The organism is Polynucleobacter sp. MWH-S4W17 (genome assembly GCF_018687535.1).
GTDB lineage: Bacteria > Pseudomonadota > Gammaproteobacteria > Burkholderiales > Burkholderiaceae > Polynucleobacter.
The window spans coordinates 347,366-374,346 of record NZ_CP061295.1 but is presented as its reverse complement, the minus strand read 5'-3'; the positions used below and the strand labels follow the sequence as shown (position 1 = coordinate 374,346).

Below are 26,981 nucleotides of genomic sequence, written 5' to 3'. Positions count from 1 at the left end.
TTTGTAATTTAATATTAATGCCTATATGGTATTTCTGCGTGCGCTCACCTTCTCCTTGCTATGCATTCCTGCCGTTATAGTGTGCGCCACGGAGCAACCCTCTTCCACGCCCATTTTAGGGCTTGTTAATGCATCCCAAGAAAGATCTCGAGATCACATACTGGAGTTCTGGGACTACCATGCTGCCCAGGGATCTGGAAATTATGCTGATACGCTTAAATTACGCTATTACAACCCCTTAAATCTTGGTAGCTGGCATGGCACGATGAGGTTGGATACCGCTTATACCGCCGTCTATGGACCAACGCTTGCTGCACAATCCACCGGCACTTACTCACCCAACAATGCAATGCTCACCATTTGGGGTGGTCAAGCTGATTGGTTAGCAAATGTTGGAGCCAGGATATTGGCCCCGCTCGGCAACACGGGTCAATGGCTAGCAGGGCCTCAGGTAAGCACCTCCTTTAAACCCTCAGGTGGTGGTCAAAATATTCTTTCGGATATTTCGCCTCTCGCGAGATACATGATGGGCTTCAATCGCAAGGCGCCCTCCAGCGCTAGTTTGCCTCCAGTTGATAATCATCTTGAGCTTTATCCAACGGTAGGTCTAAACCTGAGTCCCAATACACAGCTTCGCTTCTGGGATGAAAATGGCGCTGTATATAACTCAGCAGGTGGTGGCTGGTTTGTGCCAATCGACGCTATGGTGACTCAACGCATTAATAAAAACCTTCTAATCGCCATTGGTGGAGCTAAGCAAGTAGTGCAAACGTACCAACTCTACAACTGGACTGTGTACGGCAAAATTTCACTTAGCTTTTAAAGCAGATGATGAAAAAAGATTGGTTAAGATCAACCAAGGTCAACTAAGGTCTTATTCTCTATTTTTGCTGCGCCGGATTTGACCAAGGCCTTAGGTAACCACTGCGTAAATTCATCTATGTTCATATTGAGCAGTTTTGCTGCGCTCATTAATGCCGGCGTTTTCACAATCCATTCATTCACTTGCGCAAGATCACGACTGCGCCATTCCAAGAGACGATATTTCAGCAATACTTTAGCGCCGTGGCGTGCATTTCGATCTGGATCGGTGGCCAAGTAATCCAATCTTGATCTTGCTGAGGCAAGAGATTTAGAAACATCTACAAAAGGTGCGCCATGCCCAGGAATCACCAGATTGACTGGCAAGGCCTCTATTAGATCCAAGGTTTGTGCTACCTCCTCAAAACCCGCCTCACCCCAGAGCTCTGGGAAAATAACCCCAAAGCCCTCTTCCCATAGGGCGTCTGCTGAAATCAAGATGCGATGATCCGCCTGATACAGCATGACAGAGTGTGGATCATGCCCTGGTGCCGCCAATATCTTCCAAAAATATCTTCCTAGCAATATTTCCTCGCCTGGAACTAATACACCCTGATACGGAAACTGTGGGCACTCCTGCCCCAAGTTGTCGTAGCTTAATAGAGTGCTATCCCAGTTTTTAACTGCTATCGCTTCAGCAGCTGGAATGTATACCTCGCAATGAAAAGACTCTACTAAGGCAGCATTGCCGCCACAGTGATCTGAATGTAGATGGGTATTCACCATCTTATTTAATTTCAGTAGGCGATGCTTTTGCATAGCATTCCGAACTAAACCGATAGTCAGATCTTGGTGAGCACAATATCCAGAATCCACTAAGGAAGCATCATTTTCACCAAAGTGAAAAATATTATTGGCTGAGAGCCAGCCTCTTTCAAAGACTTCAATTCCTGGGGGCAGAAAATGCGCAGTCATAACTTAGGAGCTTTGTGTTTACTTGGTAGTTGCTTGTGGAGTTAACTCTAGCTTCCGCACATCAAACTGCTGCGCTTGTATGCGCACCAAGGTGTCTTCATAGACTTTTTTGTCTAACTGTGGCGTTCTGGACAGAATCCAAAGATATTCACGGCGAGGATCACTCACGACAGCCACTTGATACTGAGGATCTAGGTCAATCACCCAATAATCGCCCCATACCAAAGGGATAAAGGCCAGCCACTCAGGTGCAAATCGCACCTCCAGCCTGGGAGAGTCTTTTACCCCAATCTGCCTTGCCGTACCCTCGGCCTCTGATAAATCGCCTTCAGCCGTTTTGCAGCTATTAAGCACTTTTAGCGTGCTATCAGCCCTAGCTGAATAGACCGCCCTAGTATTACTGACGCACTTCCTCTGAAACCAATTGGGGTATTTGGCAATCTCATACCAAGTACCTAAATAACGCTGCACATCTAGAGAGGGAATCGTCTTTACCGGTGTATCACTTCCCTGCCCGTAAGCAGAAAAGTGAAACAACAAAATGCAGGCACTAAAAAGTAATGAGTAAATTTTGCTCATTACTAATAGTACTTCTTCAGATCCATGCCCGTATACATGCTAGCTACTTGGTCGCCATAGCCATTAAACATCTGGGTTTTAACTTTTGGCGCAAACATGCCCTTAGGGTCGCCAATGCGACGCTCAACCGCTTGACTCCAACGCGGGTGATCTACCTGAGGATTGACATTGGAATAGAAGCCATACTCACGTGCATCGAACTGATTCCAGCTAGTCTTAGGCATCTCTTCTGTAAAACGGATCTTGACAATCGACTTAGCGCTCTTAAAGCCGTATTTCCAGGGCACCACTATGCGGACTGGCGCACCATTTTGTTTTGGCAAGACTTCGCCATATAGACCAAAAGTCAGTAGCGTTAATGGATTCATGGCCTCGTCCATGCGCAAGCCTTCACGATAGGGCCAATCAATAATATTGCTCTTCACGCCCGGCATTTGCTTGCGATCAGCTAAGGAAATAAATTCCACATACTTTGCAGATCCCAGTGGCTCGACTTTATTAATGAGCTTAGAAAGTGAGTAACCATCCCAAGGGATGACCATAGACCAACCCTCAACACAGCGCATCCGATAAATTCGCTCTTCCATTGGAGCCAGCTTGAGAAAGGCATCAATATCAAGTGTCATTGGCTTTTTGACCAATCCCTCGATCGAGATAGTCCATGGTCTTGTCTGCAAAGAATCTGCATATGCCGCTGGATCAGCCTTATCAGTACCAAACTCATAAAAGTTGTTGTAGCTGGTGACGTACTTCAGGGCAGTCAAATCATCCTTATTCGCATAGGCGGGATTAAGGGTAGCTGCCAACTTTTCCGGACTGGCAGCAAGCGCTTCCCTAGAAAACCAGGGTGCCAGCGCCATTCCGAAACCCCCTGCAGCAGCAGTCTTAATAATATTACGGCGGTTTTCAAATACGGTTTTTGGAGTGATATCACCCGCAAGAATGGTCTTATCAGTAAAACGCATGTTGCACTCCCATGAATGTAATAAACCTATTTTGCTACCGATGGGAATTTCTTGCTTAAGATAGGCTCGCGCGCATTTTGTTCATCAAAGCCAGGCTATGCTTATCCATACCCCCAACCATATCAGTGAGAGCCGGATAGTCTCGAGTGAGGGTCTCTCCGCCGTAAAAACGCAGCAACCAATCTGGAAAGTTACGTTCAGTAATTTCACGAATTTCTAACAGCTCAACACGATGATGGCGCTTATCTTCCTGAATGCGTTTCCAGGCCTTCATGACATTAGCGTGCTCACCTTCTATGATTTGACCAAACTGCTGGTTGTCATACAAAAGAATGCCGGTAACACCATTTTTTTGATTAAACGCGCGCGCCGATTCTAGCAAGCGCATTAAGCCAAGAAAAGACATATCCGAGACCGCTTCACTCAGATAACTCAATTCAACCAGGTCTTTTGGTTTTGGCATATCTCAAAATAAGATTTATAAATAAAAAAGGCAAACCCGAAGGTTTGCCTTTAAATACTAAAGCTATTTTAAAATTTAAATACTTATCGCTTATACCTATTATGCGTTTGCTGCCTTTAAGGCTGCATTCAAAGTAGCACTAGGACGCATTACCGCTTCAAACTTCTCAGAATCGGGCATAAAGTAACCGCCAATATCTGCTGGCTTACCTTGAACCGCTTTGAGTTCATCCGCAATCTTTTGCTCATTCTCAATCAAAGATTTTGCCAAAGGAGCGAAGTGCGCTTGCAATTCTTTATCTTCTGTTTGAGCAGCCAATGCTTCAGCCCAGTACATAGCAAGGTAGAACTGGCTACCGCGGTTATCTAACTCACCAGTTCGTGGTGAAGGTGACTTATTGTTATCCAATAACTTACCAGTCGCTTCATCCAAAGTGCGGGCTAAGATTTTTACCTTGTTGTTACCTGTCTTATCACCAATATCCTCAAGAGATACAGCTAAAGCCATGAACTCGCCAAGTGAATCCCAACGCAAATGATTTTCTTCTACCAACTGTTGAACGTGCTTAGGAGCTGATCCACCAGCGCCAGTTTCAAACAAGCCGCCGCCAGCCATTAAAGGCACGATGGACAACATCTTTGCACTAGTACCTAATTCCATAATTGGGAATAAGTCGGTGAGATAGTCACGCAAAATATTACCAGTCACAGAAATCGTGTCCTTGCCACGAATCACTCGCTCTAAGGTATAACGCATTGCACGAGTCTGGGACATGATTTGAATATCTACACCAGTCAGATCGTAATCCTTGAGGTAGGCATTGACCTTCTTGATCAATTCAGCTTCATGTGGGCGGTATTCATCGAGCCAGAATACTGCTGGAGTATTAGAAAGACGCGCGCGATTTACGGCCAACTTGACCCAATCACGAATTGGCGCATCTTTAACCTGACACATACGCCAGATATCGCCCTCTTCCACATGTTGTTCAAGCAATACGGTGCCATCATCGGCAACGATGCGTGCCACACCAGCTTCAGGAATTTCAAAAGTCTTGTCGTGTGAACCGTACTCTTCAGCCTGTTGAGCCATCAAGCCGACGTTAGGCACTGTACCCATAGTCGTTGGATCAAAGTTACCGTGCGTCTTACAGAAATTAATCATTTCTTGATAGATACGGGCAAAGGTACTTTCTGGAATGACTGCCTTCGTATCATGCAAACGACCATCAGCACCCCACATTTTTCCACCAGCACGAATCATTGCAGGCATAGAAGCATCTACGATCACATCACTTGGGGAATGAAGATTAGTAATACCTTTAGCAGAGTCCACCATCGCCAATGCTGGACGATGCTCGTGGCAGGCATGCAAATCTTGAATGATTTCTTCGCGCTTAGATTCTGGCAAAGTCTTGATCTTTTCATACAGGCTGCTCATGCCGTTATTAGCATTTACGCCCAATTCTTCAAACAGCTTGGCATGCTTTTCAAAAGCATCTTTGTAGAAAATCTTTACCGCGTGACCAAACACGATTGGGTGAGAAACCTTCATCATGGTTGCCTTGACGTGCAAGGACAGCATCATGCCGGTCTTATAAGCGTCTTCGATTTCTTTCTCGTAGAACTCACATAACGCTTTTTTGCTCATGTACATGCTGTCGATAATTTCGCCAGCTAATAAAGAGACCTTTGGTTTAAGGACAATAGTCTTGCCGCTCTTTGTCACCAAGTCCATCTTCACATCACAAGCCTTAGTCAAGGTCATGGACTTCTCACCAGCATAAAAATCGCCGCCATGCATATGAGAAACGTGAGTACGTGACGCCTGACTCCACTCCCCCATCGAGTGTGGATTTTTACGAGCGTAACGTTTCACAGCAGGAGGTGCACGGCGGTCAGAGTTACCTTCGCGCAATACAGGGTTTACTGAGCTACCCAAACATTTGGAATAGCGAGTGCGAATGGATTTTTCTTCATCCGTTTTTGGATCTTCAGGGAAATCAGGAATCTTGTAGCCTTTAGATTGCAACTCTTTAATGGCTGCAAGTAACTGAGGTACGGAAGCACTAATATTTGGCAGCTTAATAATGTTGGTATCAGGCAATAAAGTCATTTTACCTAGCTCAGCCAAGTTATTAGGAACTTGCTGTTCAGGGGTCAAGCATTCAGGAAACTCAGCCAAGATACGGGCGGCAACTGAAATATCACTCGTCACAATCTCCACACCAGCGGGAGCTGCAAAAGTACGAATAATTGGCAGAAATGCGCGAGTAGCCAAAAGTGGCGCCTCATCTGTCAGCGTATAAATAATCTTTGATTGCTCTGAAGCCATGAATGTTTCCTCAATATTGAAAAAATTACAGAGTCAGGTTTTTACCCTGTCGCTCTCAAATCCACATTTTGCAAGTCGCTTGTAGCGCATCTTTTGCCAATGAGGCGAGTTTTCCATTTTAAATCATCGGGTCTGTCAAAAATGCCGGTTTTGCACCTTAAAGCGTCTGATAAGGGGCAATTTAAGGGAATCCACCAAGACAACCGAAGCTTCAAATTCACCGTACACTGCATGCCATGACCAGCAAACATCCTTTACTAAACAAAAATCTGGTGCTGCTGATCATTTGTCAGGGGCTATTCCTCACCAATAATGTCACTTTTATAGCTATCAATGGGCTTGTGGGGTTAAGTCTTGCGCCAGCCAGCTGGATGGCCACCCTACCCGTTATGGGCTATGTTGTCGGGGGCGCCTTTTCTACCTCCATTGTGGCTAAATCTCAAAACTACTTTGGGCGCAGAGTTTCGTTCCAATTAGGCTTGCTAGTAGCAATGCTCTCAGCACTGCTATGCGCCTACGCCGCCATCACGAGAAACTTTTGGCTGTTGGTCTTGGGGACCTTTATTGCAGGCTATTACAGCGCTAATGGGCAGCTCTATCGCTTTGCTGCAGCAGAACTGACAGACCACAGTCAACGCGATAAGGCGATTTCTTGGGTATTAGCTGGTGGCATCCTTGGCGCAGTTATTGGACCCAATCTAGCCTCCTGGACGCGAGATCTTTTTGATACCGCCTTTCTGGGAGCCTATCTCACTCTATCCATTGCCGGGTTCATTGGCATCTTCGTGATGCAGTTCATTCGTTTTCCACAAGAGCTAAAGACCCAGCATGCCCTCACTGATGGACGCCCACTGAAAGTCATTCTCCAGCAGCCCGTCTTTATGGTTGCCATCATTGGTGCAGCATTGGGGTATGGGGTCATGAATCTACTCATGGCCGCCACACCTTTAGCAATGCAAATCTGTGGATTACCATTCTCGGACACCGCTTTAGTTCTGGAGTGGCATGTGATTGGCATGTTTGCCCCTGGATTTTTTACAGGATCACTTATCCAACGATTTGGGGTGTTAAAGATCATGGGGACTGGGGTGCTTCTGAACTTCATCTGCATTGCAATCGCCCTTACCGGAACCGATCTCCATCAATTCTTTATCGCTTTATTTTTACTCGGTGTTGGCTGGAACTTTTTATTTACTGGCGCCACCTCTTTAGCAATGACTGCCTATCGACCCAATGAGCGCGACAAAGCACAGGCTGCCATTAATTTCTTCGTCTTTGGAACTATGGCCTTCACTTCTTTTGGATCAGGCGCCCTTGTCACTTCACATGGTTGGAGCATCCTCAATTGGGGATCACTCATCCCTGTTGTAGTGAGCGGTCTGGCGATTTTCTGGCTTGCTCAGCAACGGAGAAAATCGCGAGTCACGGCCTAAGAGGCTTTAGCTAGCGGCAAGTTAAACAATAGATTTTGAGGCTTTAACTTCAGCTGCTGCTGGTTGTTCATGGCAATAGCCATATATACCGGCTTACCAGCCTGTGCCTTAGCTACGGCAGCTTCATCGATAAAGTCTAGACGAAATAAACAAATCACCTTTTGTAACTCATCTGCTTCTACCAACTCTTTGTTGTAAAGCTTATTAAGTATTTCAGTAGCGGCTGCATCTAGACCAACATGCCATGACCACTTAGGATCCGTGATTTGCTGCATGGGAGTAATGCGTACGCTAACCCCCAGAAAATGCTTTATCCATTTTTCTAAGACGCGACAAAAATATTTAATAGGCTCATGCTCAAAATTGAGCTGAACCGCTAAATCAAAATCTTCGTTTCTAGTCCAATAGGTATCAGCATTGTCTTCATGTAGCACATCCAGATCGGCTGAACGCATCGTCATTGACTTGCCTTTAAGCAAATCCATGATGTTGCCCGTATCACTAGCCTGAGCATTGCGCGCAACTATCTCATCGTCTGCGCCCATCACAATGCCATCCTCGATAACAGTAATCTTCTGAGTTCTGAAAAAGAGCTCGCCCATACGGGCTTCCAGTGGATGTGCATCGTTACCCAGGATATGTCTAATAAAAATTTGGGCGAGTTGAGCAATAAATAAAGGCGGTACGTCTACTCCCTCACCCTTAAACAAACTCATATAAAAGTTCTCTAGGGAGCTTGCCCCTAATAAACGCTTCCGATAACGCAGCCAAACACGATAGTTCTCCTGAATATCCTCATCAGCCATCGCCGAGATTTCATCATCAGTAACATCTGTACGAGGGTTGTCAGTTAAACGTTGATGGAGCGAACGTTCGATAGCGCAAGATTCGGGAACTAGCTTGAGCTCCGGCCTCTCCATATAAGTACGCAAAAAGTCATCTGTCACCAACAACTGATCATCAGAACTGATGGTCAGGGTGCTATATGCAGAATTTGGCCAATAATTTGTCATACGTTTTCGCTATTGCATGATTACCGAAGGAATTTACAGAGCTCAGAATATACTAGCCAATCAATTTGTGTGAAATAGGAAAACATCATGAGTGAACTGAAAAAAATCGATACTGTTGTGGGCGAAGGCAAAGAGGCTGCAGCAGGTAATCATGTGGATGTACATTACACCGGCTGGCTTTATGACGAGAAGGCTACTGACCATAAAGGTCAAAAGTTTGATAGCTCCTTAGATCGTGGCCAACTCTTTAGCTTCCCTTTGGGTGCTGGTCATGTGATCAAAGGCTGGGATCAAGGCGTAGCTGGCATGAAAATTGGTGGCAAACGTACCCTCATCATTCCTTCCGAGATGGGCTATGGCCCTCGCGGCGCGGGTGGCGTTATTCCTCCAAATGCCACCCTGGTATTTGATGTGGAGCTCCACGGCGTTAACTAAGGCTCGCGTATTCGGCAGCTAAACAAAAGCCACCCTCGGGTGGCTTTTTAAATACTTTGATCTACTTAAGATCTAAAAACTTACGAGCGCAGATCCTTGCCGTTCAGCGTCAAGCGATTAGACGAACGGTTTTGACATAAACCAATCAGGCGATTTCTTTCGGCCATCACTTTGTCTGCGTAGCCGCCATCATCCTCGGCATTCGCAGCACCTACGTAGTACTTCAGACCATTGCGCAATGAACCAGCTGTAGCGATCAGGTATTTCAAAATATAGGCACCAACACGAATATTGACTTCAGGCTTAGCAGCTTCAGAAGTCCCGCCAAAGATTGCATACTTGTCTTTATGCACTGAAGTCATCACTTGCATGAGGCCTTCAGCACCGGCGTGACTCTTAGTATTTGGGTTGAAGTTGGATTCCACCGAGATTACTGCCAATAAAAGCACTGGGTCAATGTTGACTTCTTTTGCAATCAAAATCGTGTTTGAAACATACTCTTCAATCTTCAAACGATCGAGACTGTATTTCTTCTCAAAGAAGTCAGCTACGGCACGTTGATTCTGAATCGAACCCATTAAGTTGCTATCCAAAGCCTGGGGGTCCATCTTTGAAGTTGGGATGCGATCAGACAGATGGGAAATCGATTTCACCTGCATTTGCGCCACAGAGGGCATTAGCAAAGCTACGGTCTGCTGCTTGGCACCAGTCAAACCAGTTGAAGCAGGAATCTTAGACTTGCCATAGATCACAGCGGCGATCTCAGTATCAGTGGCCTGGGCGGCTGATACTTCATTGGACTCTTTATATTGATTGAGCATGCCAAAGCCGTTATTCCAAACCATGTGGCGCGCTTCTTCAGGAACAAGGATACGTGCAAGGTCAAAAGCGCCGGCATTAGTACCATTGCCTGAAAGCCAAAACCCAACCACCATGAACACAGTTAAAACGAGTAGGCCATTAATGACCCGATAGATCGGAGCCATGGCATGCGCTAGCAGCTCATTAGCAGTCAAAGTGTTTGACTGAGGATTCTGCATATCGCTCAAATTGTTAGCTAAACATTTACTCATTCATTGTTTGCAAGACCTCAAAAAACTAGACTACCGTTTTATGCTGCATTGCAATATCTAAAAAACATGGGTCATCCTAAGAAGTTTCTTATATCAAGTCAAGAATAAAGAAGTAGAAATCAATAACTTATTGATCTAGGAATCCGGGAGATCCCGCATATAGGTAGCTACAAGCATATATAAATCAATAAAATCAATAGCTTATGTAGGTTAGGGAGTACTAATTTCACTCTATAAAAAAATCGCTTAAATGGGACTTTTTTGTGTTTTTGGCCAAAAATTCAACCCAAAAAATCATATATCTAGTGCTTTCATGCCTGTAATTTTCTAGGGGTAGTAGCAAGGCAGATGTTATTGCAAGGAAGTATTTTCAAGCCTTCTTCAAGAAAACATGCACTTTGATATACAGAAAAATATCAACAGAGTTCTGTTGCTTATTAGCTCTGGAGCTAGCCCAAGATTAAAAGATGCGTGCGCCTGAAGTGGAGGTCATACACTAAGAGCCCATGAAATTCCTTCGTCACCTTCTTGCCCTTGTAGCAATTGCCGCCTCATTAAACGCCCTTGCGGCTTTTGAAGACTGTAAAGATCTATTCCCAGCTCAGCAAATACCCATGAGTCCACAAGTGGGGCGCGACCTTTGCTTTGATAGCTTTGCCATCTACTACTCTCCTCAGGATAAAAAGCCAATCTATGCCGTTGAAAAGCTTAATCGGGAGCAGCTATCTGCCCCGCACCCGCGAAGAAGCAACCAGTTTTACGAAGAAGCCAGACTACCCTTCTCCGAACGGGCCCTGCTCTCGGATTACCGCGGAAGCGGCTTTGATAGGGGGCATAATGCCCCAGCAGGTGACATGAGTAATGAACGCTCTATGGCTCAATCTTTCTCATTGGCCAATATGATGCCCCAAGCCAGGCAAAACAATCAGGGAATCTGGGCTAAGAATGTCGAGGAGCCGACTAGAGCTTATGTCAAAAGATCTTCAGGCGACATCTACGTTTACACAGGCTCCATTGGCAATAGCGGCAGTATTGGCAGAAGCCGAGTGACGATTCCTAGCCATTTATATAAGTTGGTGTATGACTCCAATAAAAATATTGCTTGGGCATATTGGATCGAAAACACCAATGAAGCATCTATGACTGCGCCCATCTCTTATCCACAGTTGATACAAAAGACAGGAATTGACTTTCACTTACCCGTAGGTGAAGGCGACAGTACGAACAATACGTCGGCGCAGACCCATGACATCAAGGGGCAAAGGGCTCTCGTTGGCGGATGGTATCCCATATTTTTTGACGATTACTCCTCAAGCAAGCTCAATGATGTCATCAACAATATCAAGTCGGGCAAGATAGCCAATATTCAGATTCAATATGACCGCAATGAAACTCTTGCAAAACAGATTTCTTCGCAAATTGAATCGCAGGCCAAGTTCAAGGCCAGCTTAATTCAAAGCAGTCCACCAGAATCAGCAACTGTGACTTACGAACGTAATCGCGTCACACTGATTATTCGCTCAAAGTAATTTAGATTTAGCGTGCAGGCCATGCGCCCGCTGGATTGGCGCCAAGAGTCCACGCAGACCATTGTGGTCTAGGGTATGCATTAATTCCAATAATTCACCAAGCTCGCCCTTAGGAAAACCTTCGCGGGCAAACCACGCCAAATAATTCCCCGGCAGATCAGCCAATGTACGCCCTGCGTGCTTACCAAAAGGCATCTTCATTAAAACCAGTTTTTCCAAGGACTCAGCGTTCATTTGTAGAAATCTTACAAGCAAAAAAGAATAGGCCCATAGATTTCGCCATTTCTTAGGTCATGGTTATTTTAATTAGTTGAGAATCATTCTCATCTAATGCTATATTGAGAACCATTCTCATTTAGATTGCTAACCACTAACCTCAAGGGACCATGAAATTGACCATCAATAGACTTCTTGCATTCAGCCTCTTCTTAGTTGCCACACTTCACTTCTCCTTAGCCCATGCAGGCGAGGGAGTGTTTGGCTGGATCTACACCTTAGATTTACAGCCTAAGGGCAAGCTGGAGTTTGAGCAGCGTCTACAACTCAATCAACAGCAAGCAGCAGGAACTTACGATGCATTAACCGCTAGGACCGAACTGGAATATGGTTTAACTAACGACTTTCAGGTTGCTGGCTATATCAACTCTTACTACACCAATGCAAATCAAAATTACACTAATCCAGAAGCTTGCGGAGATACTCCAACCTGTACCGGCGGTTACGGAGTACCTTCTTCGCATGACCCCTCAACAGCGTATAAGAAAAGTGGCATTGAAGGTGGCTCTCTAGAAGCAATTTATCGCATCACCAATCCAGTGACTTCGCCTGTAGGTGTAGGGCTTTATTTAGAGCCGACATGGGGAAGAAATAAAGATGAGCTCGAGGCGAGACTCTTGCTGCAATCTAACTTTATTGATGATCGATTAATTTTGGCGGGTAACGTTGTAGCTGCGAATGAGCGCTTAAAGTTTATTGAAAACGGCAACGTTCCTGAATCGATGCTCGATTTCCTGGTGGGCGCGAGCTATCGCTTTGCCCCCAAGTGGTCGGCTGGTGTGGAGGCACGTTTTCATAATGATTATTCAGAGCTAAATTTACGCAATCAAGTCCAAAGAGCCACTTTTGTAGGTCCCAATATGCATTACGCAGCCAAAGACTGGTGGGTTACTGGCGCTTGGCGCTATCAACTTGCAGGCGGCACCTGCATGGGTGGTGGAGAGGCCGAATGCTCAGATGCTCGCGTCTGGGATAGTCACTCAGTAAATGAATTCATTGTCAAAGTTGGCTTCCCACTTAATTAAGCGAAAGAAATTATGGAAATTCAGAATCTATTAGTTGCAGCTTTAGCTCATTTGCTGAAGTTTCAAGCCACCCAATGTCAAACAGCCAAGAAAAGAGCGTTGATGATGTTTGACAAACTCTCAAATGTCCAAGGCATCAACCCAGAAATTCAAGCACTTTGTAATGAAGCGAATGAATTACTTACTGCCTAAATACATTACCTAGATATCACCCCATGATCTGGAAACCTAACCCCTTAGCTCTTATTGGCATAGCAATGATGAGCGCACCAATCATTGCCCATGCAAAAATTTATGTTTCTGCAGAGCAAGCTCTAAAAATTCTTTTCCCTAACAAAATACTGACGAAGAATCCCGTCATCATTACGGATGATTTGCAAGAAAAGATGCGTATCGCATCCAGCATTCGTTACCCCTTTCAGGGCGAGCGCATCTGGAGGGCAGCTGATGGTAGCTGGTTTGTGGTTGACGAAGTCATAGGAAAACATGAAATGATTACTTATGCCGTTGCCATCAACCCAAATGGTGGCATCGCTGGTATCGAAGTTTTGGAATACATTGAATCTTATGGTTATGAAGTAGCAGAAGCGCAATGGCGTAAACAGTTTGTAGGTAAGACCGTAAATGACCCCATCAAGCTTAATCAAGATATTCAGAATATTGGTGGCGCAACACTTTCTTGCAAACACCTTACTGATGGAGTGAAGCGGGTAACGGTTTTATATGACCTAGCCCTGAAGAACAACCATTCAAAACCCAGCCTCGGAAAGTAACAATGCTTCGTTGCAAACCACTTCTTGGCACCTTTGTAGAGATCTCCATACATCAAGATGATGGGCAAGCGGCTGTTGATAATGCTTTTGCAGCCATTCAAAATATTCATGACCTCATGGGATTTCATGATCCTGAAAGTGAGCTAAGCCAAATCAATCGAAGTGCCCACATGGGAGCAGTTGAGATTCATCCATGGACTGCGCAAGTCATCCGAATTGCAAAAGAGGTTCACCTTGAATCCGATGGCCTATTTAATTGTGGAATAGGCCATCGTCTGGTTGCTGCGGGATTATTACCCCGCCATATCAACTTCTCCAATCATGATCTTGGTGGCGTTGAAGACATTCACTTCCTAGCGCCTGACTTGATACAGTCCCGCCGCCCGGTCTGCCTTGATCTGGGTGGAATCGCCAAAGGGTTTGCAGTAGATATGGCGGTGAGAGTCTTAATATCAGAGGGCATCACATCCGGCTCAGTGAATGCTGGTGGTGACCTACGGGTTTTTGGGAATACCTCCCTCCCAATTCAAGTTCGTCATCCTGAGAGATCTGAGGAGTTAATTCATATCGGATCTTTGAAAGATGGAGCTATTGCCACAAGCAGCCTTTACTTTGCAAAAAGAGATGGTCAGAGGAGTCATATCATCAACCCTCTAGCCCAGAATTTTTCCGAGGTTCATGTGGAGATTGCTGGGTCATTCTCTATTCTTGCAAAAGAGTGTGTTTATGCTGATGCACTCACCAAGGTTCTAGCCTTATCCAATAATGAGCATCATCCTTGCTTTAGTCATTTCTCAGCGCAAGCACTAAGGATAGTCGCATGAGCCGCCTTGGGAAGATGCCTCGCTGGCAAAGAACGTTTGTCATCTGCGGCATGATGGCCTGCTCAATCACTGGCCTGATGTATCTTCTAGGGCATCAATTTCAGATCCAAAGATCCACTCTTGGCACACATAGCATTCTCGCAGCTCATGGCATTGCTGCAATGCTGGCTACCTTAGCTCTTGGATCAGTAATGCCATTTCATATCAAGGTGGGCTATAAGTCCAGAAAGCAGTTGTGGAGTGGCTTTAGCCAACTGGGCTTTCTATTTGCACTTCTCATTACCGGCGGAATGCTTTATTACGGGCCAGAGGAAATCCGCGATACTGCAATTGACACCCATTGGATTATGGGGCTAATGTTCGCTGTCATCTTCTTATTGCACCTAACCGTCATTAGGAAGCCAAAAACAATGGTTAGCTAAATTGTGAGAGTGATAAAAACAGATTTATTTTTTACAATAATGACTGTAGAGTAAGTTCATGACCGATAACGTTATGTCACTGGAAAGAGAATAATAAATTTGCTTACCGTCTCTGCGTGTCTTAACCAACTTTTTAGTACGTAGTACTGTCAGCTGTTGCGATAAGGTTGGTTGATGTATTCCGGTTGATTCCTCCAGGTCCCCAACGCACCGCTCCTCAACAGCGATTTCACACAACAACATCAGTCGACTCGGGTTTGAAAGTACTTTTAAGAACTCGCAAGCCTTTGTGGCAGAAGACTGCATCTTCTTAAGTTCTGCAATTCGTTTTTTTTCGTTCAACATGAAAATTACAGTGCGTTAAGAGGAATCTTTAAATATGAAATCCCGTTGCTTTCCTTCGGAGGCATATCACCTGCGCGAATGTTAATTTGGATCGAAGGCAAAATAAGTACCGGCATATCTAATGTGGCGTCACGCTTACTACGCATCTGAACAAACTCATCCTCAGTAATACCATCATGCATATGAATATTCGATTTCTTCTGTTCAGCTACTGTTGTTTCGTAATTTACTGGACGCCCATTTGGCGGATAGTCGTGGCACATAAATAATCTAGTCTCACCAGGAAAACTTAAAATCCTTTGCATCGACTGATAAAGCGTGTGTGCATCACCGCCTGGAAAATCACATCGGGCAGTTCCAACGTCAGGCATAAACATGGTGTCGCCTACAAAAATGGCATCACCTACTTGATAAGCCATACAGGCTGGCGTATGACCGGGAACAAAGAGGGACTTAAAGCTTAGATTTCCAAAGTGAATTTCTTCCCCATCTTTAAGCAAAGCATCAAACTGAGAGCCGTCCGCTTGAAATGCCTCTTCCAAATTAAACACTTTTTTAAATACCCCCTGTACCACCGAGATATGATCACCTATAGCAATCTTGCCGCCTAATTTTGATTTTAGATACGGTGCCGCTGAAACATGATCTGCATGTGCGTGGGTTTCTAAAATCCATTCTGTAGCCAGGTGATTGGCCTTGACGAACTCAATCACTTCATCGGCTGATTTCGTTTTAGTACGCCCTGACTTATGGTCATAATTAAGCACTGAATCAATGATTAAACATGGTGAACCCGGTTTCTCATAAACCACATAAGTTACGGTCCAGGTATCCGGGTCAAAAAAGCCCTTAACAATCGGTTTCATCTATTTATCCAATTTGCTGTAAATGATTTATTTTATGATAAATACTATATAAAAATGTAGACTAATCATAAACCCTGATAGCCAATCACTATAATTCAAGCTATTTTATTGACCTAGATCTAATAAAACATAGAGGTGGAGATAGTATGACTTCAGCAAACTCGAGTTCCAATGTATTTGACGTAGTAATTGCAGGCGGTGGCGCTGCTGGCATAGGCTTAGCTGCTAGCCTGAAATCCAGAGACCACTCTCTAAATATCGCAATCATTGAGCCCTCTGAAGAGCACTATTACCAACCCTCTTGGACGCTAGTGGGCGGCGGTGCATTTAACGTCAAAAATAGTCGTCGTCAAACTAAAGATCTCATTCCATCAGGAGTGCGCTGGATTAAAGAGAAGATTGTGGGCTTCAATCCAGAGGCCAATGAAGTTCTGGTTAGTAATGGTGCTGCAGTTAAATATAAGCAACTAGCAATTGCAACAGGCATTAAGACAAACTGGGATGCTATACCCGGGCTAAAGGAAACACTTGGTAAAAATGGGGTGACCTCTAACTATAGTTATACGTACTCTCCTTATACCTGGGAACTTGTTCAAGGCCTGAAGTCTGGGAAAGCCATTTTTACTCAACCTCCTATGCCAATCAAATGCCCTGGCGCACCTCAGAAGGCAATGTATCTATCTTGCTATGAATGGCAGAAGCAAGGTCGCCTAAACAATATTGAGGTTGAGTTAGACAATGCGGGTGGCGCACTCTTTGGTGTAGCCGACTTTGTCCCGCCACTTATGGAATATGTCAAAAAATATAACGCCAAACTCAATTTCAATAGCAATCTCATTTCCGTGGATGGCCCAGCTAAAAAAGCGATTTTTGCAGTCAAGGATGCAGATGGAAATGTTACGCAGGTTGAAAAATCCTTTGACATGCTGCATGTAGTACCCCCGCAAGGCCCTCAAGACTGCCTCAAGGGAAGCCCTGTTTCCAATGCTGATGGCTTTGTAGATGTAGACCAATTCACCCTTCAACATACTCGCTACCCGAATATCTTCGGACTTGGTGATTGCTGTTCGTCGCCAAACTCTAAAACTGCTGCAGCAGCCAGAAAACAGATTGTGGTCGTCGCAGAGAACTTACTAGCAGCAAAACACAACAAACCCCTGCCAACTAAATATGATGGTTATGGCTCATGCCCACTGACGGTAGAGAACGGGAAAATTGTTTTGGCAGAGTTTGGCTTTGGTGGAAAACTCTTGCCCACTTTTCCTTGGCTCATTAATCCACTTAAGGCTACAAGACTCGCTTGGATTCTGAAGAAAGATGTTCTTCCTTGGCTTTACTGGAATGCGATGCTCAAGGGAAGAGAGTGGTTAGCGCGTCCATTTGAAAATTAATTGATGGACTTTTTGCCCTACCTAACCTTAGCAATTGGAGTATTTGTTGGCGTCTTAATGGGCCTGACGGGGGCTGGGGGCGGCATCTTATCAGTACCATTACTGGTGTTTCTTCTGCATCTGCCAATGTCAGAGGCAGGCCCGATAGCATTAACAGCAATTACTGTTTCGGCTTTTGCAGGCGCTGTAATTGGATTCAAGGCCAAAGCACTTCGCTATAAAGCAGCCATGTTAATGGCGATTTTTGGCCTGGTCCTATCCCCGGCTGGTTTATGGCTAGCTCAGAAGGTACCGAATACTCCGCTACTAATATTATTTAGCCTGGTGTTGATGTACGTTTCTATTCGGATGCTTTTACAGGTTGCCAGAAATCTTTCCGGAAAACCCCTTCCACAAATTAAAAGTCCACCCTGCCAACTAGACTCATCAATTGGAAAGCTGATTTGGACAGTGCCGTGTGCTCGTGCACTAATGTTCTCTGGCGCCATTGCTGGATTTTTATCGGGCCTATTAGGTGTTGGTGGCGGATTCATTCTAGTTCCCGCCTTAAATAAATTCACTGACCTGCCAATGAAATCAATTGTTGCCACCTCACTTGGTGTTCTCGCAATTGTTTCTGCTGGGGGTGCCTTTATCTCCCTTGCATCCGGAACTCTGAATACAGCCATTGCAATTCCTTTTGCCTGTGGTTCGCTATTGGGACTTCTGCTAGGAAAAGTATTGGAGCGAAAAATAAGCGGCCCTAGAATTCAGCAAATATTTGCAGTCTTTACGTTGATCATTGCCGTGAGCTTAATGATCAAAGCAATAAATCATTGACGCCATCTTTTAGTGACCCCTAAAAGACCACTGTCCTCCCTCCTCTTTATACTCAGCTTTAGCCTTTTAGGAGTTCTGCTGATGTCCATTCCAAAGCCAAGCACCTTTCTATCCACTTCCATTAGCGCCGTCTCTGGCACGGTAAGCAATCTCAATAATGAGCTACTGGAGTACGTAAACCCAGAAAAGCCTACTCACGACCACTCTTCGCAGTATTACAAACGCTTTTTTATTTCCAAATTTAATTTGGGCGATACAGCAGTCGAAGCAAAGTTTTCATCCCCCATGAAAATTACCGATGGTGATCAGATCACCGTATCGGGATACCCAAAGGGTGGTAGCTTTCAGGTTCTTGCCTATAACAATCAAACCCAGCAAGTAGCCAGCAATGAAAATTGGGTTGTATTGTGCTTGGGCGCAGCCTTCTTTCTTGCGGTAGCTATAGGCTTACTGAATAGTGAACTAGTAGCCGAAGGCGCATTGATTCCAAAGCTCTTCTTGGTTGGCTTTACCTTGGTTGCCCTTCACATGGGCTATCGCGCTTTGCTGATTCGAGAGGCTATAAAGCTCTTATCTAGCTAAAGAAAAAGCCCTTATTACTAAGGGCTTTTTTATTACTTTCAGCTTAGACAGCTACTTAGTGACTACCAGCACCACCCAGGTAAGCCGCTTTCACAGCAGGATCATCCTTGAGCTTTGCAGCAGGTCCGTGAGTAGCAATCTTGCCGTTCTCCAGCACATAACCGTAATCAGCAACGTTTAAAGCTGCAGCAGCAAACTGTTCAACCAACAACATGGTTACACCCTGTGATTTCAAGTTAGAGATGATTCTAAATACTTCCTCAACCAAGATTGGAGCAAGGCCCATGGATGGCTCATCCAAAAGAATGATCTCCGGGTTCAGCATCACAGCACGAGCCATTGCTAACATCTGCTGCTCACCGCCAGACAAGGTACCAGCCAATTGATTGCGACGCTCTTTAAGGCGCGGGAACATTTCAAGAGACTTTTCTAAGTCATGCTTGATGTCACCTTTTGGGCGGCTACCTGTGAAGCGTGGAAACGCACCGAGCAACAAGTTGTCAGTGACGGACATTGTTGTAAACACGCGGCGGCCTTCAGGGCTGTGAGCCAAACCTAGGCGGGCGATTTTATGAGAGTCGTAACCGTCAATTTTTTCGCCACCCAATGTAACTTCACCGGCCGTTGGCTTAATCATGCCAGTAATAGCGCGCATGGTGGTAGTTTTGCCAGCTCCGTTTGAGCCTATCAAAGTAATCACCTGTCCTTTAGGAACATCAATATTGATGCCATGGAGGACTTTTACTTTGCCGTAGCCTGCTTCAAGATTCTTAATAGATAACATGGTATTTACCGATTCAATATGTTCTAGTGATTAAGTACCCAAGTAGGCATGAATCACCTTCTCGTCTGCCTGAACTTCAGCTGGCTTACCTTCTGCAATCTTCTGACCAAAGTCCAATACAGAAACGGTATCGCAAACTGACATCACCACATCCATGTGATGTTCAATCAGGATGAAAGTAATACCGCTATCGCGGATCTTACGAATAATGCGCAAGAGTTCTTTGATGTCTGGCGCTGTTAAACCAGCAGCTGGCTCATCTAACAAGAGCAACTCAGGATCCAATGCCAAGGCACGAGCAATCTCCAGCAAACGTTGCTTACCGTATGGCAAGTTACGTGCTTCTTCATTGGCTAAATCATCTAGACCAACGAATTTAAGCAATGCCATTGCACGTGCATGTGCTTCAGCTTCTTCTTTCTTGTAACGTGGCAGATGCAAAGCAATCTCCACCATGTTGGATTTGAAGGTGTGGTGCAAGCCAACCAAAATATTTTGGATAGCAGTCATCTCGCCGAAGAGCTGAACGTTTTGGAAGGTGCGTGCGATACCAGACAAAGCGATATCGGAAGAAGTCTTACCAACAACACTTTCGCCTGCGTACAACACATTACCGGCTGTAGGCACATAAATACCAGTCAACACGTTCATCATGGTGCTCTTACCGGAACCGTTAGGGCCGATCAAACCATGAATAGTGCCGCGCTTAATACTGAGATCAACATTGTTCAATGCCTTTAAGCCGCCGAACTGCATCAATACAGAGTCCACTTTCAGGAGCTCAGCACCCGTATTTTGATTGGCAACAGTACTAATGAAGTTAATGGAATCATCCACCTCTTCGTGATCGCCGCCGCGAGTAGTTTTAGCTTTGCCAACCATCGCCTGGTAGAAGCTTTTCGCGAAACCAACGATACCGCTTTGCAAGTAATACACCACTAGCAAAATCATGAAGCCGAAAATACTCAAACGCCAGTCAGAAATGCTATTTAACCAGAATGAAAATGCTGCTAAGCCCACCACACCAATAATAGGAAGAGCTACACGCTTTGGAGTGGTTATCTTCTTAGATAGAGCCATGCCAGCACCCACTACCACCACGACTGCAATGATTGAAGCGACGATACGGAATAGATTGATGTCATCTAACAATTTTGGCAACAGCACAATAATAGCTGCGCCAATAATCGCGCCTAAACGTGACTTACGTCCGCCCATGATGATCCCGAGCAAAAACAAAACAGCCAGCTCATTGTTATAGGTGTTTGGTGAAATATATTGCTCAGAATAGGCATATAAACAACCAGCTAAACCAGCAAAGCCAGCGCTAATCACAAATGCAATCACCTTAAAGCGGTATACGGAAACACCCATACAGTCGCAAGCAACTGGACTATCCCGTAAAGCCTCAAATGCACGACCCATCTGTGACTTCACGAAACGATCCACCACAATTAAAGCCAAAATTGCGATTGCAGAAACTAGCCAAAAATACTCAGCGTTACTCATCGGCGTTCCCATTAACTCTGGGAGCGTTAGCTTTATCCCCAACGGACCTTCGGTTAACCAATCCATTTCATTAATAAGGATCTGCGCAATGGTTCCAAAGGCTAAAGTCACCATGGCCAAATAAGGACCAACTACCTTGAGAGCAGGCAATGCCAAAATGCCGCCAAAAATGGCTGTGACAATAATAGATGCAGGAATAGTGGCCCAAATTGGAAGCCCGAGATGGAAGAACAAAATGCCAGCTGTGTATGAGCCAATACCAAATAATCCAGCGTGGCCCAATGAAACCTGACCAACATAACCAACAACAATATCCAAACCAAATAATAAAATGGTGTAAATCAGAATTGTTTCAGCTAAGTGAATGTAATAAGGGTTATGAATTACCAACGGAAAAATAAATAATCCGGCAATAGCAATTAATAGTGGTAACAGAGACTTCTTCATCATTAAACTTTCTTAATCGCAGATTTACCGAAGAGACCAGATGGTTTGTACGCCAATACAAGCAATAACAAAATCAAACCAGGCACATCTTTGTAACCAGTAGAGATATAAAAACCAGTTGCCGTTTCTACAATACCAAGAATCAAGCCGCCAACAATAATGCCGAGGCCGCTAGATAAGCCGCCAATAATCGCAACTGCGAAAGCCTTCAGGCCTAAAGCGCCGCCCATGGTTGCGCCAGTCAGGGTCAAAGGTGCAATCAATACGCCCGCGAACGCTGCAGTTAAAGAAGAAAGTGCATAAGAGAAGGTAATGACTACGCTGGTATTAATACCCATCAAGCCAGCTGCATCACGGTCGTTTGCTGTCGCAACAACCGCTTTACCGTAAATAGTTTTGCGGTTAAAGAACTCTACCAACAACATCATCACTAATGCGCCAACGACTACTAAAATTTCCATTGGGAGAATATTTGCACCCAAGAAACTCATTGGCTCCATTGGTAACGGCGATGGAAATGGCAATGCATCACGACCCCAAATATTTTCAGCCACGTTCTTGAAAATAATGCCGAGAGCGATGGTAGACATAATCCAACCAAACTCCGATTTAATCTTGATTGCAGGACGTACGCCGATGAGCTCTACAAAGCTACCTTGCAACATACCAAACAAGCAAACCACTGGAATCATCACCCAGTAATTCATGCCAAAGGTATCTACGCAAGTTAAACCTACAAGAGCACCTAACATCAGCGCTTCACCCTGACCGAAGTTCAAGGTGCCAGATGTGGCAAATGTGAGCTGAAAGCCGAAAGCGATGACCGCGTAGATCATCCCCACCGCTATGCCGCTCGAGAGGATTTGTGCAAACATGTCCATGTTATTGGCCTAAATATTCTTAAAACTGTTTTATTAACGAATTCGACATTGTAAGCAAAACGCCGCTTGTAGGCGGCGTTTTGCTTTATCTAATGCTGCAGTGCAAAATAATTATTTAGATTGCCTGCCTTAGAGCTTAAATTACTTCTTTTTCGCTGTAGCATCCTCAGCATTTAAGAACTCAACGCGGCCATTTTCAACTACACCCATCACCACGTCTTTTGCCTTGATAGCCTCATGGTCAGTCGCAGTAAATGGCTTGTTATAAGTCATTACAACGCCGTCAACTGGAGTCTTCAGATCTTGCAATGCCGCCAAAATCTTTGGTCCCTCTGTGCTGTTTGCCTGCTTGATAGCTGCAGCCAATAGGTATACAGAATCGTAACCTTGAGCTGCTGATACTGGAGAAGCAATGATGCCGTTCTTTGGCTTGAACTCTTTTAGGTATGTATCTACGAATACCTTACGCTTTGGAGTAGTTGCAGGCTGCTGAATGAAAGTCTCAGGCATGGTTGCACCGTTACCGTTCTTACCGGCTGTATCAATGAAGCTAGCCATAGACAATGTCCAGCTACCAATGATTGGCTTTTTCCAACCCAACTTTGCCATACCGTTAGCAATTTGTGCCAACTCAGGTCCAATTGCGTAAGTCAAAACAACATCAGCGCCAGCATTCTTTGCCTTGAGTAATTGTGAAGTCATGTCAACGTCACCGATGTTGAACTTTTCAGTTGCAACTGGAGTAACGCCATAACCTTTCAATGCCTTCTCTAAGTCCTCGCGGCCTAACTGACCGTAGTTTGTTGAGTCAGCCAAAATGGCTACTTTTTTCAAACCACGCTTCTCAACCGCTTCTTTAGCGATCATTGGTGCTTGAATGTTGTCAGCTGCAGCATTACGGAAAACATAGTTTTCAGCAGCATTTGGGAACTGATGAGTAATCAATGTACCTGTTGCAACGTTATTAAATACTGGAATCTTTGCTTCTTGATAGAAGCGCTGTGAGGCCAATGCAACACCAGTGTTGATGTAACCCAAAGTAGCAACTACTTTTTCATTGTTAATCAATTCTTGTGCAATTTGTACGCCACGCTCGTTTTTCGCTTCATCATCGCGCTCAACCAAAACGATTTTGTTGCCGTTGATACCACCAGCAGCATTAATTTCTTTTGCAGCAAGGCGAACACCGTCACGCATACTGACACCCATTGAGGATGAACCACCAGTAAATGGACCTGCAACACCAAGTTTGATATCGGCAGCATAAGCGCCGGTTGTAAGCATTGCAGCAGCGGCTACTGCAAAAATGTGATGACGAATGTTCATAAAGTCTCCATGACTAAAAATTGCTAATTAATAAATACTTTTTTATAGGTAAAACCAAAACGAACAGTAATCTTACTGTTAATACAAAGGCAAAAAAAGGACTTTGTATTAGGGTTTTACATTAGCTCTAGAGGCTTATGAAAATCGCTGCTTAAGGCTACGTTCAATATTTGGCCAAAAAAGGTTGATGATCAGTCCAAGGATTACCAGACCTGCTGCCAAAATTTTCCATGCCGGCAAAGACTCTCCTAAGAAATAGGCTGCAGCCCCCATGCCAAAAATAGGTACCAGCAAAGGCGCAGGCGCCACCACTGCCGCCGGATGCTTAGAAAGGAGCCAGGCCCAAGCCGAATAGCCAAAGATGGTATTCCCCCAGGACTGCCAAAGTACGCCGGCCCATGCCCCTACTGGAGCTGAGGTTAAGGAAGTATTCATGTGCTCCCACCCGCCCTCAAAAAGGAAAGAAATCGCAAATAGAGGAGGAATCGCAAAAGCGCTCGCCCAAACCACATAGGCCAGCATATTAATAGAGCCTGCCCTGCGGCTAACCGTATTGGCAACCCCCCAAGAAAAGCCGGTAAATACCACCAAAGCAAGCCCCAAGAAGGTGGTTGTGGCATCGGTGTGCAGCGCAATAATTCCCAAGCCAGTCATGGCAACTAGCACCGCCAGCATTTGATAAGTACGTAAACGCTCTTTGGCAAAAAACATCGCAAAGCCAATAGTAAAAAATACCTGAGTCTGAATCACCAGAGAAGCGAGGCCCGGGGAGATACGACCATCGATCGCAAAGTACAGAACTCCGAACTGCCCCACGCCCACTGCCAAACCATAAATACAAAGATTGACCCAAGATGTTTTAGGTCTTGGCACAAAAAAGACCAGAGGAAGAAATGCAAAGGTATATCTCAGTGCGGCAAATAAAAATGGTGGAAAAGCTGTGAGTGACAATTTAATCACGACAAAGTTCGTGCCCCACACTGCCACAATGGCTAACGCCAGCAATAGATGACTAGCGGGTAATGAATAGCTTTTCTGTGAAGTCTTAGGCACGCGTCAGCAATTCCGCCACGCGCTCAGCGATCATCATGGTGGGGGCAGCAGTATTGCCTGAGGTAATCGTAGGCATCGCCGAAGCATCGACTACACGCAGATGATGAATGCCCCTCACGCGTAATTCAGAGTCGAGCACCGCCATCGGATCGTTATCGCGACCCATCTTGCAAGTGCCCACCGGATGGAAGATGGTTGTACCAATGTCCCCCGCCGCTTTAACCAGCTCATCATCCGTTTGATATTGCACGCCCGGTTTGTATTCCTCAGGAGCGTAAGGACCTAGGGCGGCCTGCTGGGCAATCTTACGAGTTAAGCGCAGAGATTCTGCTGCTACCTTGCGATCTTCATCAGTCGACAAATAATTTGGGCTAATGACTGGTGGCGCTTCGGGGTCGATCGAATTGATGTGAACGCAACCCCTCGAGGTAGGGCGTACATTGCAAACGCTTGCCGTAAAGGCATTAAATGAATGCAAGTCTTCACCAAACTTTTCTAATGACAAAGGTTGTACGTGATATTCCACATTGGCACGCTTTTGCTCTGGTGAACTATAGGCAAATGCACCGAGCTGTGATGGCGCCATTGACATTGGGCCAGATCGCTTGAAGAGATACTCCAAGCCAATCATCAACTTTCCTAACAGCGTATTGGCTTTGGTGTTCAAGGTCTTAATACCATTCACCTTGTACACCATGCGCAACTGTAAGTGATCTTGTAAGTTCTCGCCAACACCCGGGAGATCAGCGATCACAGGGATGCCCAATTGCTTTAAATGTGCAGCAGCGCCAACACCGGAGCGCTCCAGTATTTGTACACTACCAATCGCGCCTGCACTCAATAACACTTCGCCACCCTGCTCGATGGCACATAAGGCTTCGCGGGATTGGCCATCCTTGATGTATTCAACCCCAAGACAATTTTTAGTAGCGGGATCAATTTTGAGCTTAGTAACAATGGCTTGAGTTAACACCGTGAGATTGGATCGCTTTGCTGCGTCCCTTAAAAAAGCTTTGGAAGTATTTAAGCGCCAACCAGCACGTTGACTCACATCGAAGTAACCCACGCCAAAGTTATCACCACAATTGAAGTCCTCTGAGGCTGGTATACCTGCTTCAACTGCGGCCTCTTTGAAGCGATCCATGATGGGCCAACGTAAGCGCTGCCTTGAAACAGTCCACTCACCACCCTTACCATGCCACTCATTTGCAGCGCTGTGGTAATCCTCAAATGATTTGTAGCGCCTCAGTGCGTTTTCCCAAGACCAAGAATCGTCACCCGTTGCTTGCACCCAAGATTCGTAATCGCCCGCTTGGCCGCGCATATAAATCATGCCGTTAATAGATGAGCATCCGCCCAAAACACGCCCGCGGGGATACAACAATGAGCGGCCATTCAAGCCTTTTTCAGCAGCTGTTTTAAAACGCCAATCCGCCCTTGGGTTATCGATGCAATACAAGTACCCAACTGGAATGTGAATCCAGATGTAGTTATCGTTTTTGCCAGCCTCAATCAACAAGACCTTCTTATTGGGATTTTCAGTTAAACGCTTAGCCAACATGCAGCCAGCACTACCCGCTCCGATGATGATGTAATCGTAAGTATTTGCTTGAGTCATATATTCGCTGCTTGAAACAAAGTTGATCCTATTATTTACCAATACAAAAATTCAGGTACTTGTTGGTATTTTTGTTGATTTGTTATAGAATCACATTTGATCTAATATTAGATCATGAGAACCACCTATAAAAAATCCTTTGCCCAACTAGTAAAAAAGGCCTCCAGGCCTCTGCAGTTAACAATTGAAATGAGGATCGCTGAAGTTTGCGATAACCCGAGGATAGGCCAACAAAAGCTTGGTGATCTGCAGGGGGTATTTGTTTACAAGTTTCGCTAATGCTCAGGAATATTTAATGGCTTACCAGTTTGATCATTTTGCCGATGAAATAAAAATAATCTGGATTGAGTTTTGCCAAATTGGATTTCATGAAAATTTTTATACCCAGTTAAAAAAATCTATTCGACTCAAATGACGACTTCAATCTACCTCAATAGAGA

General features: G+C 45.1%; 29 protein-coding genes. 13 read left to right on the top strand and 16 right to left on the bottom strand.

Annotated features, from left to right (window positions below):
• Positions 1–25: 25 nt before the first annotated feature.
• Complete coding sequence (locus tag C2755_RS02085; RefSeq protein WP_251368510.1) at positions 26–823, top strand: hypothetical protein; 798 nt, start codon at positions 26–28, stop codon at positions 821–823.
• 29 nt (positions 824–852) lie between these two features.
• Here C2755_RS02085 and C2755_RS02080 read toward each other — a convergent pair whose 3' ends face one another.
• From C2755_RS02080 to C2755_RS02060, 5 genes are all read right to left on the bottom strand, one after another.
• Complete coding sequence (locus tag C2755_RS02080; protein WP_215321567.1) at positions 853–1,776, bottom strand: MBL fold metallo-hydrolase; 924 nt, start codon at positions 1,774–1,776, stop codon at positions 853–855.
• Positions 1,777–1,794: 18 nt separating this feature from the next.
• On the bottom strand, positions 1,795–2,355 hold the full coding sequence (locus C2755_RS02075) for a lipocalin family protein (RefSeq protein WP_215321566.1): 561 nt from the start codon (positions 2,353–2,355) through the stop codon (positions 1,795–1,797).
• 2 nt (positions 2,356–2,357) lie between these two features.
• A complete protein-coding gene (gene msrP, locus C2755_RS02070) occupies positions 2,358–3,320 on the bottom strand; it encodes a protein-methionine-sulfoxide reductase catalytic subunit MsrP (RefSeq protein ID WP_215321565.1) in 963 nt (320 codons plus the stop codon).
• A gap of 55 nt (positions 3,321–3,375) precedes the next feature.
• Positions 3,376–3,783: a BLUF domain-containing protein gene (locus C2755_RS02065; protein WP_215321564.1), complete on the bottom strand. Its 408-nt coding sequence runs from the start codon at positions 3,781–3,783 to the stop codon at positions 3,376–3,378.
• Positions 3,784–3,882: 99 nt separating this feature from the next.
• Positions 3,883–6,117: an NADP-dependent isocitrate dehydrogenase gene (locus C2755_RS02060; RefSeq protein WP_215321563.1), complete on the bottom strand. Its 2,235-nt coding sequence runs from the start codon at positions 6,115–6,117 to the stop codon at positions 3,883–3,885.
• 236 nt (positions 6,118–6,353) lie between these two features.
• Between C2755_RS02060 and C2755_RS02055 the strand changes: the two genes are divergently transcribed.
• The gene (locus C2755_RS02055; RefSeq protein ID WP_215321562.1) at positions 6,354–7,550 is read left to right on the top strand and encodes an MFS transporter; all 1,197 of its coding nucleotides are present in this window, start codon (positions 6,354–6,356) and stop codon (positions 7,548–7,550) included.
• On the opposite strand, the gene C2755_RS02050 is transcribed toward C2755_RS02055, so the two are convergent.
• On the bottom strand, positions 7,547–8,563 hold the full coding sequence (locus C2755_RS02050; protein WP_215321561.1) for a DUF6352 family protein: 1,017 nt from the start codon (positions 8,561–8,563) through the stop codon (positions 7,547–7,549). The genes C2755_RS02055 and C2755_RS02050 overlap by 4 nt on opposite strands.
• A gap of 87 nt (positions 8,564–8,650) precedes the next feature.
• Here C2755_RS02050 and C2755_RS02045 point away from each other — a divergent pair, with 87 nt between their 5' ends.
• Positions 8,651–8,998 (top strand): FKBP-type peptidyl-prolyl cis-trans isomerase, encoded by a 348-nt coding sequence (locus C2755_RS02045; RefSeq protein ID WP_215321560.1) that lies wholly within the window; start codon positions 8,651–8,653, stop codon positions 8,996–8,998.
• A gap of 80 nt (positions 8,999–9,078) precedes the next feature.
• Here C2755_RS02045 and C2755_RS02040 read toward each other — a convergent pair whose 3' ends face one another.
• A complete protein-coding gene (locus tag C2755_RS02040) occupies positions 9,079–10,071 on the bottom strand; it encodes a transglycosylase SLT domain-containing protein (protein ID WP_215321559.1) in 993 nt (330 codons plus the stop codon).
• A 506-nt stretch (positions 10,072–10,577) separates the two neighbouring features.
• On the opposite strand from C2755_RS02040, the gene C2755_RS02035 reads away from it, so the two are divergent.
• Positions 10,578–11,600: a DNA/RNA non-specific endonuclease gene (locus tag C2755_RS02035; RefSeq protein WP_215321558.1), complete on the top strand. Its 1,023-nt coding sequence runs from the start codon at positions 10,578–10,580 to the stop codon at positions 11,598–11,600.
• Here the strand turns inward: C2755_RS02035 and C2755_RS02030 are convergent.
• A complete protein-coding gene (locus C2755_RS02030; RefSeq protein WP_215321557.1) occupies positions 11,592–11,834 on the bottom strand; it encodes a DUF3820 family protein in 243 nt (80 codons plus the stop codon). The two genes, C2755_RS02035 and C2755_RS02030, sit on opposite strands and share 9 nt — an antisense overlap.
• Before the next feature lie 152 nt (positions 11,835–11,986).
• On the opposite strand from C2755_RS02030, the gene C2755_RS02025 reads away from it, so the two are divergent.
• From C2755_RS02025 to C2755_RS02005, 5 genes are read left to right on the top strand one after another with little or no spacing between them, the layout of a single operon-like run.
• Positions 11,987–12,901, top strand: a complete 915-nt coding sequence (locus C2755_RS02025) for a DUF6662 family protein (RefSeq protein ID WP_215321556.1) — start codon at positions 11,987–11,989, stop codon at positions 12,899–12,901.
• A gap of 12 nt (positions 12,902–12,913) precedes the next feature.
• Complete coding sequence (locus C2755_RS02020; RefSeq protein ID WP_215321555.1) at positions 12,914–13,093, top strand: hypothetical protein; 180 nt, start codon at positions 12,914–12,916, stop codon at positions 13,091–13,093.
• A 23-nt stretch (positions 13,094–13,116) separates the two neighbouring features.
• Complete coding sequence (locus tag C2755_RS02015; protein ID WP_215321554.1) at positions 13,117–13,674, top strand: FMN-binding protein; 558 nt, start codon at positions 13,117–13,119, stop codon at positions 13,672–13,674.
• 2 nt (positions 13,675–13,676) lie between these two features.
• Positions 13,677–14,498, top strand: coding sequence for an FAD:protein FMN transferase (locus C2755_RS02010; RefSeq protein WP_215321553.1), 822 nt, complete (start codon positions 13,677–13,679; stop codon positions 14,496–14,498).
• Entirely contained in the window at positions 14,495–14,920 is a 426-nt protein-coding gene (locus tag C2755_RS02005) for a hypothetical protein (RefSeq protein ID WP_215321552.1), read from the top strand. The genes C2755_RS02010 and C2755_RS02005 overlap by 4 nt, the downstream gene beginning before the upstream one ends.
• 24 nt (positions 14,921–14,944) lie before the next feature.
• Here C2755_RS02005 and C2755_RS02000 read toward each other — a convergent pair whose 3' ends face one another.
• Both C2755_RS02000 and C2755_RS01995 read right to left on the bottom strand, forming a co-directional pair.
• Positions 14,945–15,226, bottom strand: coding sequence for a metalloregulator ArsR/SmtB family transcription factor (locus tag C2755_RS02000; RefSeq protein ID WP_369411868.1), 282 nt, complete (start codon positions 15,224–15,226; stop codon positions 14,945–14,947).
• Positions 15,227–15,270: 44 nt separating this feature from the next.
• The gene (locus C2755_RS01995) at positions 15,271–16,131 is read right to left on the bottom strand and encodes an MBL fold metallo-hydrolase (protein ID WP_215321550.1); all 861 of its coding nucleotides are present in this window, start codon (positions 16,129–16,131) and stop codon (positions 15,271–15,273) included.
• Positions 16,132–16,277: 146 nt separating this feature from the next.
• Here C2755_RS01995 and C2755_RS01990 point away from each other — a divergent pair, with 146 nt between their 5' ends.
• The 3 genes from C2755_RS01990 to C2755_RS01980 all read left to right on the top strand — a co-directional run bounded on the left by C2755_RS01990 (position 16,278) and on the right by C2755_RS01980 (position 18,923).
• Positions 16,278–17,522: an FAD/NAD(P)-binding oxidoreductase gene (locus C2755_RS01990; RefSeq protein WP_215321549.1), complete on the top strand. Its 1,245-nt coding sequence runs from the start codon at positions 16,278–16,280 to the stop codon at positions 17,520–17,522.
• A gap of 3 nt (positions 17,523–17,525) precedes the next feature.
• On the top strand, positions 17,526–18,341 hold the full coding sequence (locus tag C2755_RS01985) for a sulfite exporter TauE/SafE family protein (protein ID WP_215321548.1): 816 nt from the start codon (positions 17,526–17,528) through the stop codon (positions 18,339–18,341).
• A gap of 81 nt (positions 18,342–18,422) precedes the next feature.
• Positions 18,423–18,923, top strand: a complete 501-nt coding sequence (locus C2755_RS01980; RefSeq protein WP_215321547.1) for a hypothetical protein — start codon at positions 18,423–18,425, stop codon at positions 18,921–18,923.
• Between the two features lie 55 nt (positions 18,924–18,978).
• On the opposite strand, the gene C2755_RS01975 is transcribed toward C2755_RS01980, so the two are convergent.
• From C2755_RS01975 to C2755_RS01950, 6 genes are all read right to left on the bottom strand, one after another.
• Entirely contained in the window at positions 18,979–19,707 is a 729-nt protein-coding gene (locus C2755_RS01975; protein WP_215321546.1) for an ABC transporter ATP-binding protein, read from the bottom strand.
• Positions 19,708–19,737: 30 nt separating this feature from the next.
• Complete coding sequence (locus tag C2755_RS01970; RefSeq protein ID WP_215321545.1) at positions 19,738–21,666, bottom strand: ATP-binding cassette domain-containing protein; 1,929 nt, start codon at positions 21,664–21,666, stop codon at positions 19,738–19,740.
• The gene (locus C2755_RS01965) at positions 21,666–22,544 is read right to left on the bottom strand and encodes a branched-chain amino acid ABC transporter permease (protein ID WP_072583996.1); all 879 of its coding nucleotides are present in this window, start codon (positions 22,542–22,544) and stop codon (positions 21,666–21,668) included. Before C2755_RS01965 ends, C2755_RS01970 begins: the two co-directional genes overlap by 1 nt.
• 141 nt (positions 22,545–22,685) lie before the next feature.
• Entirely contained in the window at positions 22,686–23,870 is a 1,185-nt protein-coding gene (locus C2755_RS01960) for an ABC transporter substrate-binding protein (RefSeq protein WP_215321544.1), read from the bottom strand.
• A 135-nt stretch (positions 23,871–24,005) separates the two neighbouring features.
• Positions 24,006–24,923 carry an EamA family transporter gene (locus tag C2755_RS01955; protein WP_215321543.1) on the bottom strand — a complete coding sequence of 306 codons (918 nt, stop codon included), beginning with the start codon at positions 24,921–24,923 and terminating at the stop codon, positions 24,006–24,008.
• A complete protein-coding gene (locus C2755_RS01950) occupies positions 24,916–26,541 on the bottom strand; it encodes a GMC family oxidoreductase (RefSeq protein WP_215321542.1) in 1,626 nt (541 codons plus the stop codon). The genes C2755_RS01955 and C2755_RS01950 overlap by 8 nt, the downstream gene beginning before the upstream one ends.
• A 114-nt stretch (positions 26,542–26,655) precedes the next feature.
• Here C2755_RS01950 and C2755_RS10440 point away from each other — a divergent pair, with 114 nt between their 5' ends.
• Positions 26,656–26,820: a type II toxin-antitoxin system RelE/ParE family toxin gene (locus C2755_RS10440; RefSeq protein ID WP_215321541.1), complete on the top strand. Its 165-nt coding sequence runs from the start codon at positions 26,656–26,658 to the stop codon at positions 26,818–26,820.
• Positions 26,821–26,981: the final 161 nt, after the last annotated feature.